A 16,488-nucleotide genomic window follows, 5' to 3' on the forward strand; every position below is an offset into this window, starting at 1 on the left:
CCGGCCTGGTTACAGGCGGAACTTGCCCACCATCTGGTTCAGGCGGGCTGCGACGTTTTCGATCTCGCCGGCGGTGTCGGTCGCGCGGTGGATTGAGGCGGTGGTTTCTTCCACCATGCGGCTGATGTCTTCCACGCGGCCGGCGATGCTGTTGCTGGCTTCGCTTTGTTCACGGGTGGCGCTGGCCATTTCGTTCAGGCGGCCCAGCGTGGCTTCGGCGCCGCCGTGAATGCGGCCGAGCGATTCTGCCACGTGATGCGCCACTTGCACGCCATGCTCAACCTGCGGCAAGGCTTCATCCATGACGGCCACGACCGAGTCGGTCTCGGTCTGTACATCGGCCAGCATTTTTTCGATATCCACCGTGGCGCTGCTGGTGCGTTCGGCCAGTTTGCGTACCTCGTCGGCCACCACCGCAAAGCCACGGCCTTGTTCGCCGGCGCGGGCGGCTTCGATGGCGGCGTTGAGGGCCAGCAAATTGGTCTGGCCGGCAATTTCCTTGATCACGGCGGCAATACTGGAAATCTCGCGGGATTTGGCATCCAGATTGCGGATCTGACCCGACGCGCGCGACACGCTGGCGGCGATATTGCCCATGGCGCTGGAGGCCTCGTTCACCTGCGTTACGCCCTCGGCGGCCAGTTCTGTTGCCATGCGCGAGGTCTGTTCCGCGTCGCCGGTGTTATCAGAAATATGGTTGATGCTGACGGTCAGCTCTTCCATCGCCGCGGCCATGGATGAGGTCGAATCAGTCTGGCGGCCGGCTGCAATGGAGATCTCGCGGCTGGCGCCGGCAATGGACGAGGCGTGGTGTTCCAGCTGCCGGGCATCGGTCTGGATGCCGGACATCACGCTGCTCAGCGACTGGCGCATGCGCTCGACTTCACCCAGGATGCTGCGGGAGGGCGCGTTGATGCGCTGGTTGCTGGTCAGATCACCGGCGGCGACGCGGGACACCAGTTTCACCACTTCATCAGGCTCGCCGCCCAGCGTGCCGGTCAGGCCGCGTACGGCAATGATCAGGATGGCGCCGATGATGGTTGCGAGGATCAGGCAAGTGATCACCTGCCACTGTGCGTTATCCCAGAAACGCGCATTGGTTTCGGCAAAGCTGATACCGCTACCGACAACCCAGCCCCATTTGGGCGTGCGCACTGCGACGGACAAGAGATCAACTACTTTGCCGTCGCGCTTGCTGTCCCACCAGTATTCGGTCAGTGCGCCGCCAGACTTCTCCAGCGCGGCAGCTGCAATGGCGCCGACACTGCCGCCTTTGGAATCCTTGAAGTCGTTAAAGCTGGTGCCGACCAGTTGCGGGTCCAGCGGTGTGGCCACGAACACCAGTTTGTCATCCGTGACGTAAACGTATTCGCTCTTGTGGTACTTGTTTTCGCTCAGAATGTGGGCGGCCAGTGCTTTGGCATCAGCCTCGCTCATTTTGCCGCTGGCGCTGGCGTTTTCCAGCTGCACGATGGTGTTGTAGGTTGTTTTTACGAGCTGGTTGATGCGGGAGCGATTATCCTGGTCACTGGCATTGCGCAGTACATACAGGCTGACCAACGCCATACCCAGCAAAAACACCAGTACGACGACAGTCAGGCCCCAGGCCTTCTTCTTCAAAGTCATTTCAAAATCCCCTGTTTGGCTTGTCTGGCTGGCCCGCAGTTCTGATGACGCGGTGCCAACTGCTGCTTTGTAGCACTTTTAGCATAATTCGCGGTGATGTCTTGCTCCGTGCTTAAGCAAGTGAGTTGCAATATAACCGTAATCAGGGGGATTGAAAAACGCTCCAAATCGAGTCTGGCAAAGGAATAGAAGGTAATAATGCGGCTTGCCCGTTTTAGCCAATGGTGTCAGGTTTCGACAACAATTGGCTTTGGCAGCTCTGGGCGCGGGCCAGCAGCAAGGTGCGTTCGGGCAGGTTGCGGGTCATGGCGGCGGCGCGTTCAAATGCCGCGCCGGCCTCTTCAAAACGCCCTAGCCGGAACAGAAAGTCGGCACGCACCGCGGGCAAGAGGTGGTACTGGCGCAGGGCGGGTTCGTTCAGCAGGGCGTCGACAGCGGCAAGGCCGGCCTCGGGCCCGAACGCCATGCATACCGCGACGGCACGGTTCAGTTCCACCACGGGCGAGGGTGACACCTGGGCCAGGGCGTCGTACAGGGCGCAAATCTCTTGCCAGTCAGTGGCCTCGGCAGTGCAGGCGCGGGCGTGGCAGGCGGCAATACCGGCTTGCAAGGCGTAGGGGCCGAGCAGGCCACCCAGCGCGCGGGCGCGCTCAAGGGCGGCCAGCCCGCGCTGGATCAACAGGTGATCCCAGCGCGCCCGGTTTTGTTCCAGCAGCAACACGGGCCGGCCGTGGGCATCGGTGCGGGCCCGCGCGCGTGAGGCCTGGATTTCCATCAGCGCCACGAGGCCGTGTACCTCCGATTCATCCCCCGCCAGCGCCGCCAGAATCCGGCCCAGGCGCAAGGCTTCATCACACAGCGCGGGGCGCATCCAGTCATCGCCAGCGGTGGCGGCGTAGCCTTCGTTGAAGATCAGGTAGATCACCGCCAGCACAGAGCCCAGGCGCTCGGGCAAGTCTTGTTTTTGCGGTACTTCAAACGGCACTTGCGCGGCAGACAAGGTGCGTTTGGCGCGCACAATGCGCTGGGCAATGGTGGGCTCTGGCACCAGAAAGGCGCGGGCGATTTCATCGGTGGATAAACCACCCAGCAGCCGCAGCGTCAGCGCCACGCGGCCTTCGGGCGGCAGTACCGGGTGACAGGCAATGAACAACAGACGCAAGACGTCGTCGCCGACCGGGTCATCCAGCGCGGCCAGCGGGTCGATCCCGGCCAGTTCCTGTTCAATCTGGCGGTCCCGGCCAAACGCTTCATGCCGGGCCAGTTGCAGTTTGTGATGACGCAGGCGATCAAGCGCCCGGTGTCTGGCCGCAGTCATCAACCAGGCCGCGGGGTTGTCGGGCACGCCGGTTTGCGGCCAGGTTTCCAGCGCGCTGACCAGTGCGTCTTGCGCCAGTTCTTCGGCCAGACCGACATCGCGCAGCATGCGGGTCAGCGCGCCGATAATGCGGGCAGATTCAATATACCAGACCGCTTCAATGGCCTTGTGGGTGGCAAGCTGGCTCACAGCGGGTTTTCCGTGATCAGGGCAGATGGCCCGCGTTCGCAGGCCATCTGCCGGGGGCGCTTAGTGGCCCTGGTTGGCCAGTTGCTCACGCAGGCGCGCTTCAGATTCACGTGCTTCGGGGGTGAATTCATCGCCAAAGTCTTCGGCTTCAAAAATCTGGCGGATTTCGATATCGCTTTCGGTGTGGAACGGGTTGGGCGAGCGCTTGACCCATTCAATACATTCTTCCAGCGATTTGGTCTGCATGATCCAGAAGCCGGCGATCAGTTCTTTGGTTTCGGCAAACGGGCCGTCAATCACGGTGCGATCCTTGCCGGAAAAACGCACGCGCGCGCCTTTGGCACTGGGTTGCAAGCCTTCGCCGGCCAGCATCACACCGGCCTTGACCAGTTCCTCGTTGTATTTGCCCATGGCGGTGAGGGTGGCTTCATCCGGCGGCACGCCTGCTTCGGACTCTTTGGTAGATCTGACAATGACCATGAAACGCATGATGTAACTCCTTGATTGAGGTTGGGACGCCGCAACAAGACCCAAACGCGGGCATCTACCAGTACGACGAACCAGCCCTGGCAAAATCGACACGAACATCAAAAAAAGTCTGCATGGGCATGAACGGCCCTCTGAACGGGCAGGTTAGCCCATCTTGCGCCGCGCTGCTGACTGCTGTCGCGCATTTGCCCAGTGCCGCCGCGCCTGCTTGCCAATGCCAGGTTATAACGGTTACAAGCCCATGTCTGCACCAGATCGAGTCTACCGATGTCCACGCCGTCCCTCGCCACGTCCGGCTCCTTGCTGCAACTTGAAAACATGGAACTGCGCACCTTGTTCGACGGGGTCGGGGCGTATTTTTTCATCAAGAACCTGCAGGGGCAGTACCTGTTTGCCAACCAGGCAGTGTGCACGCTGTTCCGCCGTCCGCTGGCAGACTTGCTGGGCCGTGACGACACCTGTTTTTTTGATCTGCAACGCAGCCCGAACCAGACGCTGAACGACGCCCGCGTGCTGAAGCAGGCTGAGGAAATCCACGAACGCGAAGAAGTCTACCTGGTGGGCGAAGACACCCCGCGCGTGTTCTGGGTGGTCAAGGTGCCGATCTGTGACGCGGCCGGCAGTGTGACCGGCATGTGCGGCATTGCCACCGACATCACGCACCGCCAGCGGCAAACCCAGGACGACATTGACCACAGCGAGATGCTCAACGCCGTGCTCTCCAATGTGGATGCTTATATCTATCTGAAAGACCACGCCGGCCGTTATCTCTACGCCAATGCCAAGGTGTTGACGCTGTACGGGCGCGGGCCTGATGACGTGATCGGCCATACCGACCTGGAATTGCTGCCGACCGACGAAGCCACCCGCCTGGCCGGTATGGATCAGGCCGTGCTGCACAGTGGCGAGCGCGCCTCGGCCGAAGAAATCATTGTCGATACCGAAGGTGCCGCGCGGCATTTCTGGTCGGTGAAAATGCCGCTCAAATTGCCGGGCCAACCACCCGCGCTGATCGGGTTTTCTTCCGACATTACCGAACTGCTGCAACTCAAGCGCGGCATGGAGCAACACCGCACCACCGACACGCTCACCGGACTGCCCAACCGTGCGCAGTTCGAGCGCTTGCTGGCCAGCCGGATCGAGGCCATGCCGCACCAGCCGCTGGCCGTGCTGCTGTTTGATCTGGACCAGTTCAAATATCTGAATAACAGCGTCGGTCATGCCGCGGGCGATGAGGTGCTTAAAGAAGTTGCCGCCCGCATTGACGACTGTTCCTGGTTGCCTGGCCCCACCGCCAGGCTGGCCGGCAATGAATTTGCCCTGGCGGTGACCGGGTTTAGCGATAGCGAAGGCCTGCGCCGCATTGCCATGCAAGTGCAGCATTTGCTGGAGCAACCGGTGCGGCTGGGGCCGCAGTTGTTTCAACTGACGGCGGGCATGGGCATCAGCGTGTATCCGGCCGATGCTTTGAGCGCCGACCAACTGGTGGCCCGCGCTGAAGCCGCCATGTTTGACGCCAAGGAAAAAGGGCGCGGCCGCTTCCGGTTTTACTCTGCCGAACTGGGCGCCGCAGTGGCCGCGCGCTTGTCGCTGGAACGTGATCTGCGGGCGGCGCAAGACAAGCAAGAGTTCGAGTTGTACTACCAGCCCAAGATCGACGCGCGCAGCGGCAAGGTGGCGGGGGCAGAAGCCTTGTTGCGCTGGCATCGCGGCGGGCAGGAAATGGTCCCGCCGGTGTTGTTTATCCCGCTGGCGGAGCAACTGGAACTGATCGTGCAGATTGGCGACTGGGTTATCGCCACCGCCTGCCGCCAGTTGCAGACCTGGCATGGCGCCGGGCTGACCGGCATGAAGCTGGCGGTGAATCTGTCTGTTGTGCAGTTGAACGACGCCGGCCTTGCCGCGCGCGTGGCTGAACAGATGCGCCGTTACGGCATCGGCCCGGATCAGCTTGAACTGGAAATCACCGAGTCGATGATGATGTCCGACCCCGAGCAAGCCATCGCCAATCTGCAAGCCTTGCGTGCGCTGGGCGTGAGCTTGTCGATTGATGACTTCGGCACGGGTTATTCATCCATGGCGTATCTGAAACGGCTGCCGGTGTCGGCGCTCAAGCTGGATCGCAGTTTTATCCAGAATATTGATCAGGACGCTGCCGATGCCGATCTGTGTGCCGGCGTGATCGCACTGGCCCACATGCTGGGCCTGCAAGTGGTGGCCGAGGGCGTGGAAACCGCGCCGCAGCGCGATGCATTGCTGGCGCGCGATTGCGATTTCTTCCAGGGTTACCTGTTTGCCCGCCCCATGCCGGTGGCCGAGGCGACGGCGTATCTGCAACAAGCCGCCTGAGCGTTACACCACCAGATTGTCCTGCGGGTCGAACACCCAGCCGTCTTCATATACCACTTCAAACAAATGGCCGTCCGGGTCTTTGAAATACCCGGCAATGCCCCAGGCGTTGCGGGTGGCCGGTTTGACCAACACGCCGCCAGCCGCCTGCGCTGCTGCCAGCGTGTCGGCAACTTCATCCGGGTGCCGTGCCACATAGGCCAGCGCCATCCCGCCAAAGCCGTACCCGGCGGCGTCCGGGCTGCCCGCGTCTTGTGCCATCTGTTCACGCGGCAGCAAACCCAGCACCACACCGCCCAGATCAAACTTGGCAAAGCCTGCATGACTGGTCGCGGCCAGCCGCCAGCCCAGGGCCTCGTAAAACGCCACGGCGTGCGCGACGTTGGCTACGCCAAGCAAGATCAGGTTGAGTCTGGAACGCACGGGATCACCCACGGTAAAAGATCAGCCCAGCTTAGCGCAGGCCAGGGCCGGCCATGCGCAGGACGGCAACAAGGGCAAACCCTGCCGGCCGGTCAGACCCTGGCCGGCATGAATTCAAATGGTTTCACCGTCACAAACTGGCTGGAGGTCTCGCCCGAGAACACCTGGCCGGCGTCGATGATGAGCTTGCGTACCGGCGCGCCGGGCTTGAGGTCCAGCTTGTGCATGTCCACCCAGAAGGTGTCCGGGCGCGTGGCCGAATCAAAGTAGTACACGCGGTTTTTCTGGTCGGCCACGGTGCGCCAGATGGTGGACGACAAATTGGGCTGATCCGGGGTAGAGATACCCAGCGGCACGCTGACCGAACGCATTACGCTCATCACGCTGGCCACGGCCTGATAGGCGTAGGACTGCTGCGGCACGCCCACAATGTAATTGGGGTCGATCTGCCTGGGGATGGCGTCCAGCAAGAAAGAGGCGCGCACAAAGCGGTCTGCCGCGCGGTTGGTGCCAGGCAGGAACGTCAGCCCGCCCACGCCGCGCCAATAGGTATCCAGCGCCAGTTGTTCGCTGTAAATGGGCGAGTTGGTCATGATCGTGTACGGCTTGCCGTGGTGGATGACCAGCTTGCCGTCCAGGTATTCCAGAATGGCCGAGTCGCCATCCGCGTCAGACAGCGAAAGGTGGATGGTCAGCGGTTTGCCGTTGGGCAAGGGCGGGGCGATGATCTGGAACGGTTCTTTTTCCAGCACGGCCACGGCTTCATTGACGGTGGCGAAGTTATCCAGCGCGTATTGCGCCCACAGGCTGATCGACATCGGTACGCGCGCCGGGTCCGGCTTGCCGTAATCGGTTTCCGCCAGATAGAGCGCGTTGGCCACGAGCCCGCGCTCGTTCATGCCATCGACACTGCCAATCTCATAGCCCGAGACAATCACGCTGCCGTATTTTGAGGTCCAGCGGGGCGTGCGCGGGCCGGCGCGGCCGTCGCGCTGCATGCCGGCCGGAAACACCCAGACGTTGGAGCGCATGTCTTCTGACCAGTCCATATTGCGGCCAGTGATGACCTGATGATCTGCGCCAACATACAGCACGCGGGTGCAGGCATCGACCGTACCGACCGGCAAGGCCAGCAGGGTGGCGCACACAACACTCAGAACGCGGCGCAAAAGGGGGGTAGGGGCGGGCAGGCGCATGGGGTCTCCAGGGGGCATCAGGCAGGACGGCGCGGGTGGCGCCGTTTCTGAGCTTAGACCAAGGCTGCGGCCCTTGCCGGATCAGGGACTGGCTGCGGCGGGGCGTTCAGGCGCTGAAATAGCGCCGCCAGAATTGCTCGCGGCAGGCGTTATCAAAGCTGATGCGGGCCGGCGTCACGGCGCTCTGGCTGGCGGGTTGTTGCAGCACTTCGTAGCTGATCCAGCATTCGGCGCAGGCCAGATCAGTGGGGAACTGGTCTTGTTCCAGCTGGCGGCGGATGACCACGCCGTTATCAAAAGTGCAGGTGATGTCCTGGCGGGTGACTTCATAGCCGTCATCCAGCCAGCTTTCCATCGTGGTTTCGGTGTGCACGATCTTTGCGGTGGCGCGGGCGCCGTGCATGGCGTTGATGTAATCGACCAGATGAGACATGAAGCAGCAAGGCAAGATAAACGGCAGAGGTGCCATGTTACGGTGCAAATTGCTGATTATTCAACCCTTTTCCCAGGGCGGGTATTGGTTCGCCGGGGCGTTGAGGCGCGGCCTGATCAAGAAAAACCATGGCTTGCCGATAGCATGTATGCCGTATGTATCTCTCTGTATCTGTCCTGTCTGATTGCCCGCCCATTGTGTTTTCCGGACCTTGCTCATGACCGTCATCGCGCCTGTTTCCGTCAGTCTTTTGCCCGACCAGACCGCGCTGGCCAGCACGGTGCGCACTGACGGGCAGGCGGCGCAGACCCCGTCATCAGCGCCTTCCGTTGTGGTGAATCTGGGCGCGGCCAATAGCCAGAGCGAGACCAGCGCGCGGGTGTATTCCGCCCAGGGGTTGCTGGCCGATACGGCGCAGCTGCAATGGCGCAGCACGGTGCAAGACCCGGTGTCGGTGATGATGGGCAAGCAGTTCCAGGCCAACACCCTCAGCGCCCGCTTCAGCGGGCTGGGCGCCGCGCTGCTGGAGAAATTCAGCAGCGGCAATGGCAACTACAGCCAGAGCGTGCAACGTACCGGCGGCTCGCCCAGCCTGACCGCCAGCCTGCATGGCGATGTGTCTTTGCGCATCAAGACGCGTAGCGGCACGCTGGTGACGCTGAGTATCACCAGCATGACCAGTGGCATGGATATCAAGGTCCACAGCGATGCCAGCCTGACCGACGAAGAACGCGGTGCCATCGCCGGCCTGGCAGACAGTTTCCAGAGCGCGATCGACGGCCTGACCCAGGAACCGCCCAGACTTGATCTGGCGGGGCTGGCCGGGTTTGATACGCGGCAGCTCAGTTCGGTTGATCTGGATGCCAGCCTGAACAATCAATCGGTGGTGCCGACCAGTGCCAGCGTGCATCTGGATAAACAAGTCAGTTCGGTTAATGTGAGCATGACGCAGGGCAAGATGCAGTTAAGCGTCAACGCGGGCAACCCGGCCTTGCAGGGCACCGCCGGGCAACGGGCCGCGGCGGTGGCCAACCTGATGGCGCAACTGGATGCCGCCGCCAAACGCGGCCAGGGCAATGCCACCCTCGTCAGCCTGTTCAAGGACGCCTTCACCACCTTCAACAGCAAGGCCAGCGCGCTGGATACGGCCGGGCTGAACCTGCCACTGAATGATCGTGAACACGCCATGCTGACTGGCCTGGCCGATTACACGGGCTCGATTACCGATACGCCGACCCACCCCAATCCGCTGCGGCCGGGCGAGGTGGACAAGTTTGAGTGGAATGTCTCGCAAAGCACCGTCTTCAAAGGCAAGACGGCGGACGATCACAGCATTACCCAGACGCAGAAAATGACGCTGGTCGCGGCTTTTCACCGCCCGCTCAAGCCAGGCCAGGAGCTACGCCTGACGACAGACCCGGACTCCCAGAATTACTACTACGACGTCATCAACGACAGTGCGCAAAGCCGCGCCGATGTCGCCATGCAAGACGGCCAGCTGACCAGCGCCACGCTGAACCAGTCGGCCAATCAGAATCTGCATGAAATCAAGGTAGAGAAGAACCAGATCACCAAAGACCAGACCGTGCCAACGCATCAATCGCGCGTGCTTGATTTGCTCAACCTGCTGAACCAGAGCCCGCTGGATGGCACGCCAGACCAGAACAAGCATCTGGGCGATACCGACCCCAATCTGCGCAAGGTGCATAACCTGGTGCTGCTGACGTCAGTGCTGAGTGACGCCGACGCGGCCTGACCGGCCACGACGTGTAGCTGATCAGGCCGGCCCGGTTCAGTCGCGCAGGGTGGCGTCAGTATCGCCTTCCCAGCCTGGCTGGCTGATCTTGACGTGCTTGCCGCTGAATTTCATGACAAAAGTCTGGATATAAAACTCGGCCAGCGGCGTGATGGTCAGCACAAACGTCTGCGGATCTTGCCAGGTGGCCCGGGCCGCAGTGGGCGCTGTGTCATTGGCGCCCTGGCCAATGGTGCGCCAGGCGCCATCCAGCCCGACGGTGTAATGCACGGTCGGCCGGTTGAACGCACGCGGGCTGTAACTCACCCGCACCTCATCACCTGTGAATTCCAGCCGCCATTGGTCTGCATCGGAACGTGGATTGTTGACCTCAATGGCCTTGCCGGAAATTTTCTGTTCCAGCGGGGAATGCGTCACCTGGCCGGCCGGATTGTCTGCCATCTGCAAAATGCGTTGCTGCAATGCCTGGCTGGCGGCAGGGTTATCCGGCAACACGGCTTTGTCGGTACGCAGGAAATACGTCAGCAGGGCGTTGGCGTCCAGTTGGATACTCTGGTTGCCGCTCCAGTCATTGCGGCGCGACGTCAGCGCCAGCGTGATGTCGTCCTTCGGAAACACGATCACATGTTGCCCGCCCCAGCCCGCCGCCATATAAGAAGAGCGGTCTTGCTTCACCCACCATTGCGCGCCGTAATACTGGTCTCTGGGGGTATCCGGGTAGATAGGCAAGAGCGGGCTGGTGACGTAATCCACCCAGCTGGCCGGCAGTAATTGCTGACCTTGCCATTGCCCCTGCTGGCGGTACAACTCGCCCAGACGCAGCAGGTCTTGCGGCTGCAGATACAAACCGCGGCCGCCCCATGGGGCGCCGTTCAGATCGCGTTGCCAGGCAAACTGGCCAAAACCCAGCGGGGTGAACAGCCGTTCCTGGGCAAATTGTGCCAGCGGCTTGCCTTCGGCGCGGGCCACCATGATGCCGATCAGGTGCGAGCCACCGCTGTTGTAGTTAAAGCGGCCGATTTCTTCCGGGTTAACCGCATGCTGCAGGAAGGTTTTCACGGGCTCCGGGCTTTGCATCATCACACCCGGATCGCTGCCGCCGGGCCACTCGTTCCAGTTCACGCCGGAATCCATCTGCAATAACCGGCGCAGTGTCACGTTCTGCGCCGTGGGCAGGCCGGCGTATTCAGGCAGCACCTTGGCGATGGTGTCATCCAGACTCAATTTGCCATCGGCAATGGCCATGCCGGCCAGGGTTGCGATCACGCTTTTGGTGGCCGAGTTGATCTGATGCGGTATGCCGGCGTGATAGGGCGCGGCGTAGGCTTCCAGCACCACCTTGCCATGACGGGCCAGAACGACGCTGTCGGTGTTAAAGCCGGTGGTCTGCAGGTAGTCCAGCATCTTGATGAGCTTGCCGGAATCCAGCCCTTGCGATTCAGGCGTGGCGGTGGGCAGCGGTGCCGCATGGCCAGGGCTGGCCAGCAGGCAAGCCAGCAGCGCCAGGCGGGCCGGCCAGGGGTTTCGTTTCATGTCGTTTCCTCTGTATTTTTTGTTGTGTACCACCCGCAGCATCGTGGCTGCGGGCGGGAGGAAACTCTATCCAGCTACGTATCTGTCGACAAGCTGTCTTTGGTTTGATGATGCTTGTATGCAAATAAGTGTGTCTTACCGGGCCGGTGTGCTCGCCTGCGCCAGCAGCCCGGCCAGCACGGTGCGCAACGGGCTTTCGCCATACAGGCGCTCACTGCCGGCCTCGGCCTCAATGCCGCCGGCGTTATGGGTGTCGTACAGATCAATCAGCAATTGGGCGTTATCGGCGCTGTAGCCAATCCCGCTCAGGCGTGCCGCCCATTCCTCACGCGGCATGGCCCAGGGCTTGACCGGTTTGCCCAGCAGGTCGGCCAGCGTGTCTGCCACATCCTGCACGCTGACCCGCTGCGGGCCCTCCATGCTGATGATGCGCGTTGCGTGGCCGGAGCGATCCTGCTGCAACAGGCTGGCTGCAGCCAGACCCACGTCATGCGCCGAGACCGTCGGAAAAGGGCGGTCTACCGGTGAATGCAAACTTGGCAACACGCCTGTTCCCAGCGCCACCGGCAACATGCGCGACCAGTTCTGCAGGTGCTCGGCCGAACGCAGCAGGATCAGCCGGCTCTGCACCGGTTTGAGGGCTTGCTCCAGTTCATGAAACAACAGCGTGATGCCGGTGCCCTGATCCAGTTCTGCGCCATAGTCAGAAAGCCCGAGTACGAGTGCGGGTGGGTGTTCAGCCAGTGCCGTGGCAGCGGTGGCGATCATGCGGCGCATGGTACTGGTGGCTTGTGGATCATGGTTGGGCACCATGGGGCAGAGCATCTGCACGGCATAAGCGCCTTTGATGGCCGTGGCGACGGCGGCGCTGTCGAGCAGGTCCGCCTGGATCAGCTCGCAACCCAGTTGTTTCAGGCCGGCCGCCTGCGCCGGATCACGCACAACAGCGCGCACCGGCAAACCGGCCTGGCGCAGCGTGCGGGCAGTGGTCTGGCCGACCTTGCCGGTGGCACCAAAAATGACAAACATGAGGTCTCTCCTGGCGGTGGGGGATGGGCACATCCTAAGGCGCGGGCGGCCAACTGATGCGCGGGTCTGGATTACGCGGCGCAGAAGAGGATGATTGTTTCGCGCTGCTGCGCCGGCCCGTGCCCCGCGCCAGGTACACTGGCCGCACGCCATCGATTTATGCAGTCTGAACAGGACACGTCATGAATACCGTTGTTACGCCGCCGTTTGCTGTTGCCGCTGGTACCGCTGTTCCCCTGCAAAGCAGCGAGGGACTGGGCTGGCAGGGTTTTGGCGCGGCGCTGGTGGGCATCGGGCAGGGCACGCATCGTATTGCCGGCACGGCGCAGCACCGGGTGGGTATCCACGTCGGCGCACCGGTCCGCGCCAATTGTGTGTGCGATGGTCGCCGGCATGCCCGCATCCAGGCGCATGGCGATGCAGATGTCATCCCGGCCGGGGTTGATGGGGTCTGGACCGATGATGGCGATTGCACCATCTTGCGGGTGTGGATGAGCGACGAGTTTGTGCGCGCCACCAGCGAGCAACTGACGTGCCACGCCGCACCGCCGCTGCGGGCGCAACTGCAATTGCGTGATGCGCGCCTGCAGCATCTGGCCTGGGCGCTGCAGGCAGAACTGCAAGCCAGCGAGGCATCCGACCCCTTGTTTGCCGAGAGCCTGTGTGCGGCCATGGTGGTGCGCTTGCTGGGGGATGTTCCCTCATTGCAGCAGCGGCGCTACGCCTTGACGCCGCGCACGGCGGCGCGCGTGGTGGATTACATCGAAAGCCATCTGGCCGAGCGCCTGACGCTGGCAGAACTGGCCGCGCTGGTTGATCTGAGCGTGCCGCATTTCAAGGTGCTGTTCAAAACCACGCTGGGCCAGCCGGTGCACCGTTATATCGTGCAAAGGCGGGTTGAGCGCGCCCGTGATCTGTTGTTGCACAGCGCCTTGCCGGCCAGCCAGATTGCGCTGGATGCCGGCTTTGCCCACCAAAGCCACATGGCCCACTGGATGAACCGTCTGCTGGGCGTCTCTCCGCGTGATCTGTTGCGCACACGCGATTAAACCCGGTCCCGCCTCAGAACAAGCCAAAGTCTTCATTGCTGGCCGGCAGCGCCTCCAGGATCGCCGCCAGCTCTGTCGCGCCCATCAGCCGACACACACCGGTCAGGGTCTTCAGAACGCAGCCGGAACGGGGCAGCGGGGCGGGCGCGGGCGTGCGAGCGGCGCACCCCGGCAATGAGGGCAACAGCATCGGGCAGGCGGGCATGGGTGTCCTGTGATCAGCCAGAAAAAAGGGCGTGCTGGCGGATCATCCTGCCCGCAAGGGGCGGCCGCGGCGCGCAGGAAAAGCCGTGCAGCGCAGGGAAAGATGACAGTTTGGCGTCGCGCGGTGGCCTCAGTGCAGGCCGGACAAGTTGTCCAGCGCTATGCCAGCCGGGTATCATCGCCCCGCCCGGTGCTTTGCTCACCGGGCATTTCTGACTGATGAATTCCGGTGATTTCGCGGCTGCCCTGTCTCATGCTGTTTACATGCAACATTCTGCAACTGTGCTGGCTAAGCGTAATGAAATGCTCAATGATGAGACCAAAACACTCGTCAACTCCGGAGTCCGGTAGCGGCTATGCGCCAACCTGATCGATCTGGCACCAAGCCAGGCCGCTTTTCGATTCCACTGCGGGCTGCTATTGCCCTGCCGGTTGCGTTGATCCTGATTGCCTCTGTGGGTTTCCAGGAGGTCACACAGCATGACAATTCAACCCGCCTGATCGACACCACCAGCATTCGCCTGCTGGACGCGCTGACGGTGACCACCAACAACCGGCTCGCCAATTTCCTGGAAGTCCCGTTTGCCGCGCAACAGGCGCTGGGCGACGCCATTGTGCGTTACCGGCTGGCTACGCCGGGCAATATGGAGCCGGTGTACCGGCATATTGTCGGCACGTTTCACGACCTTTATCAGGACCAGCCCCAGATCAGCGTCATGTCTTTTGGCAGCGCCCAGGGCGAGTTTGCCGGCGTGCGCCGCAAAGACAACCACTACAACCTGATGCTGCTGGATGGCTCTACCCAGGGCAAGCTGGTCATCTACAAAGAGAACGCGCCGGGCGCGGCTGCAGCCAGCTTTGCCGGTTACGACCCGCGCACCCGCCCCTGGTACGCGCCATTTGCCAGAACCGGCCAGGCGGGCTGGTCTGATATCTACGCCAATTACGATGAATACGCAGAAGTCACCATCAGCGCCGCCTCGCCCGTGCGGGAGAACGGCCAGCTGCTGGGCGTGGTCGATGCCGATGTCAAACTGAGCGACCTGAACCGCTTTTTGCGTGACGAAACCTTGCGCGGTTCCGGCTCTGTGGCCATTACCGACGGGCAGGGCGTGCTGATTGCGCACTCCGGCAACAGCCCGGTGTTGTCTGATGGCCATGCCGGCATTGCCCGGGGCGAGCGGCTGAGCCTGGCGCAAAGCGAAGACCCGGTGCTGCGCGCTGCGGCGGCGTGGGTTTCGAAAACGCCGCAGGATCAGTCGGTCAGTTTTCATGACACCGTGGACGGCAGAGCCTACAGCGGCCGCGTCACACCGTTTTTTGACAAACGCGGCCTGCACTGGCGCATTGTCACGCTAGTGCCCGATTCTGATCTGGTGGGCGATATCCGCGCCAGCACGCACCGGGCAGCCCTGTTGCTGGCGGCGCTGGCCATTACCGGCCTGTTGCTCTGTCTGTGGGTGATCGGCTGGGTCACGCGCCCCATTCATCGCACCGCCCAGGCGGCCAACCGGCTGGCGCAAGGGGACTGGCTGACCAAGATCAACACGCGCAGCCCGATCCGCGAAACCGCCACGCTGGTCAAAGCCTTCAACACCATGGCCCGCCAGGTTGATCTGGCCTTCAATACCATGCGCGACCAGTTGCGGCTGGATGGCCTGACCCAGTTGCTGACCCGCCAGGGCTTGCTGGAAGAAGTGAACTGGCCGGAACAACGCCCGGCCATCTTGTGCCTGATCGGGCTGGATGGTTTTCGCACCATCAACGATAACCTGGGCTACGACACCAGCAGCCGCTTGCTGCAGGCGGTGGCCGAACGCCTGCGCAACCATTTGCCGTGTCTGGCCTTGCTGGCGCGGATCGGCGGCGACGAGTTCGCCGTGATCTGCGTCGACCCGACGCAAGCGGCAGACGAAACCGGGGCGCAGGTGCTGGCGCTGTTTGCCTCGCCCTTTGTGTCGGGCGATGACGAAATCATGGTCAGCGCCTCGGTCGGCGTGGTCGAAGGCATGTTGTCTTCTGATGTCCTGCCAGAGTGGCTGCGCAACGCCAGCGTGGCCATGGGCGAAGCCAAACGCCGCGCGCGGATGTCCTCTGTGGTGTTCGAGCCGGATATGCTCGAACGCCTGCGGGACCTCTCCCGCCTGACCAGTGATTTGCGGCAGGCGCTGGATCACGACCAGTTCCTGGTGCATTACCAGCCGGTGATTGCCATGACTGATGGCCAGATCAGCGGGGTAGAAGCGCTGGTGCGCTGGCAAAGCCCGACGCGCGGGCTGGTGCCGCCGGCCATGTTTATTCCGATTGCGGAAAACTCTGACCTGATCCTGGCGCTGGGCGACTGGGTGTTGCGCACCGCCACGCGGGATATTGCCGCCCTGATTGACCGGCTGCCGCCGCATTTTGAACTGCATGTGAATGTCTCGGCACGGCAACTGATCCAGTCCGACTTTATCCATACCTTGCGCCAGGCCTTGCAGGAAAGCGGCTTGCCGCCGCACTACCTGACGCTGGAACTGACCGAATCCGTGCTGATCGAGCGCGGCGGGCACACGGTAGAGCGGCTGCGGGAGATCCGCAGTCTGGGCGTGAAGATCGCGATTGACGACTTCGGCACGGGGTATTCGTCGCTCTCTTACCTGGGCACCTTGCCGTTTGATTGCCTGAAGATTGACAAGAGTTTTGTCGATACCATCTGCGTGTCATCACAAGACACCGCAGTGGTGGCGGCCATCTTGCATATGGCGCGCGGTTTTGGCGTGACCGCAGTGGCCGAAGGCGTTGAAACCGAAGACCAGGCCCTCCGCCTGCGGGAGATGGGCTGCAGCCACGCCCAGGGCTACTGGTTTGGCCGGCCGGTGCCACTGAACGAGTTGAACTGGCGCACGCTGTAA

13 protein-coding genes are annotated in these 16,488 nt (G+C 62.3%); 4 read left to right on the forward strand and 9 right to left on the reverse strand.

The window, feature by feature from the left end; translation table 11 throughout:
- Positions 1-9 precede the first annotated feature (9 nt).
- The 3 genes from IEX57_RS00505 to IEX57_RS00515 all read right to left on the reverse strand — a co-directional run bounded on the left by IEX57_RS00505 (position 10) and on the right by IEX57_RS00515 (position 3,622).
- Entirely contained in the window at positions 10-1,626 is a 1,617-nt protein-coding gene (locus IEX57_RS00505; protein ID WP_188701244.1) for a methyl-accepting chemotaxis protein, read from the reverse strand.
- Positions 1,627-1,840: 214 nt separating this feature from the next.
- Positions 1,841-3,133 (reverse strand): RNA polymerase sigma factor, encoded by a 1,293-nt coding sequence (locus tag IEX57_RS00510; protein ID WP_188701246.1) that lies wholly within the window; start codon positions 3,131-3,133, stop codon positions 1,841-1,843.
- 60 nt (positions 3,134-3,193) lie between these two features.
- Positions 3,194-3,622 (reverse strand): YciI family protein, encoded by a 429-nt coding sequence (locus IEX57_RS00515; protein WP_188701248.1) that lies wholly within the window; start codon positions 3,620-3,622, stop codon positions 3,194-3,196.
- Positions 3,623-3,889: 267 nt separating this feature from the next.
- Here IEX57_RS00515 and IEX57_RS00520 point away from each other — a divergent pair, with 267 nt between their 5' ends.
- Positions 3,890-5,971 (forward strand): putative bifunctional diguanylate cyclase/phosphodiesterase, encoded by a 2,082-nt coding sequence (locus tag IEX57_RS00520; protein WP_188701250.1) that lies wholly within the window; start codon positions 3,890-3,892, stop codon positions 5,969-5,971.
- A gap of 3 nt (positions 5,972-5,974) precedes the next feature.
- On the opposite strand, the gene IEX57_RS00525 is transcribed toward IEX57_RS00520, so the two are convergent.
- The 3 genes from IEX57_RS00525 to IEX57_RS00535 form a co-directional block, all read right to left on the reverse strand.
- Entirely contained in the window at positions 5,975-6,394 is a 420-nt protein-coding gene (locus tag IEX57_RS00525) for a VOC family protein (protein WP_188701253.1), read from the reverse strand.
- Positions 6,395-6,486: 92 nt separating this feature from the next.
- Complete coding sequence (locus IEX57_RS00530; RefSeq protein ID WP_188701255.1) at positions 6,487-7,590, reverse strand: linear amide C-N hydrolase; 1,104 nt, start codon at positions 7,588-7,590, stop codon at positions 6,487-6,489.
- Positions 7,591-7,696: 106 nt separating this feature from the next.
- Entirely contained in the window at positions 7,697-8,023 is a 327-nt protein-coding gene (locus IEX57_RS00535; protein WP_188701256.1) for a hypothetical protein, read from the reverse strand.
- A 217-nt stretch (positions 8,024-8,240) separates the two neighbouring features.
- Between IEX57_RS00535 and IEX57_RS00540 the strand changes: the two genes are divergently transcribed.
- Positions 8,241-9,779, forward strand: a complete 1,539-nt coding sequence (locus tag IEX57_RS00540) for a hypothetical protein (RefSeq protein ID WP_188701257.1) — start codon at positions 8,241-8,243, stop codon at positions 9,777-9,779.
- A gap of 36 nt (positions 9,780-9,815) precedes the next feature.
- Here IEX57_RS00540 and IEX57_RS00545 read toward each other — a convergent pair whose 3' ends face one another.
- Together IEX57_RS00545 and IEX57_RS00550 are read right to left on the reverse strand one after the other, a co-directional pair.
- Positions 9,816-11,312, reverse strand: coding sequence for a serine hydrolase domain-containing protein (locus IEX57_RS00545; RefSeq protein ID WP_188701258.1), 1,497 nt, complete (start codon positions 11,310-11,312; stop codon positions 9,816-9,818).
- Positions 11,313-11,447: 135 nt separating this feature from the next.
- Entirely contained in the window at positions 11,448-12,341 is an 894-nt protein-coding gene (locus IEX57_RS00550; RefSeq protein ID WP_188701259.1) for an NmrA family NAD(P)-binding protein, read from the reverse strand.
- Between the two features lie 182 nt (positions 12,342-12,523).
- Here IEX57_RS00550 and IEX57_RS00555 point away from each other — a divergent pair, with 182 nt between their 5' ends.
- On the forward strand, positions 12,524-13,390 hold the full coding sequence (locus IEX57_RS00555; protein WP_188701260.1) for a helix-turn-helix domain-containing protein: 867 nt from the start codon (positions 12,524-12,526) through the stop codon (positions 13,388-13,390).
- Positions 13,391-13,403: 13 nt separating this feature from the next.
- On the opposite strand, the gene IEX57_RS00560 is transcribed toward IEX57_RS00555, so the two are convergent.
- On the reverse strand, positions 13,404-13,595 hold the full coding sequence (locus IEX57_RS00560) for a hypothetical protein (RefSeq protein ID WP_188701261.1): 192 nt from the start codon (positions 13,593-13,595) through the stop codon (positions 13,404-13,406).
- A gap of 355 nt (positions 13,596-13,950) precedes the next feature.
- On the opposite strand from IEX57_RS00560, the gene IEX57_RS00565 reads away from it, so the two are divergent.
- Positions 13,951-16,488, forward strand: a complete 2,538-nt coding sequence (locus IEX57_RS00565) for a bifunctional diguanylate cyclase/phosphodiesterase (RefSeq protein ID WP_188701262.1) — start codon at positions 13,951-13,953, stop codon at positions 16,486-16,488.

Source organism: Silvimonas iriomotensis, from assembly GCF_014645535.1.
In the GTDB taxonomy this organism is placed as follows: domain Bacteria; phylum Pseudomonadota; class Gammaproteobacteria; order Burkholderiales; family Chitinibacteraceae; genus Silvimonas; species Silvimonas iriomotensis.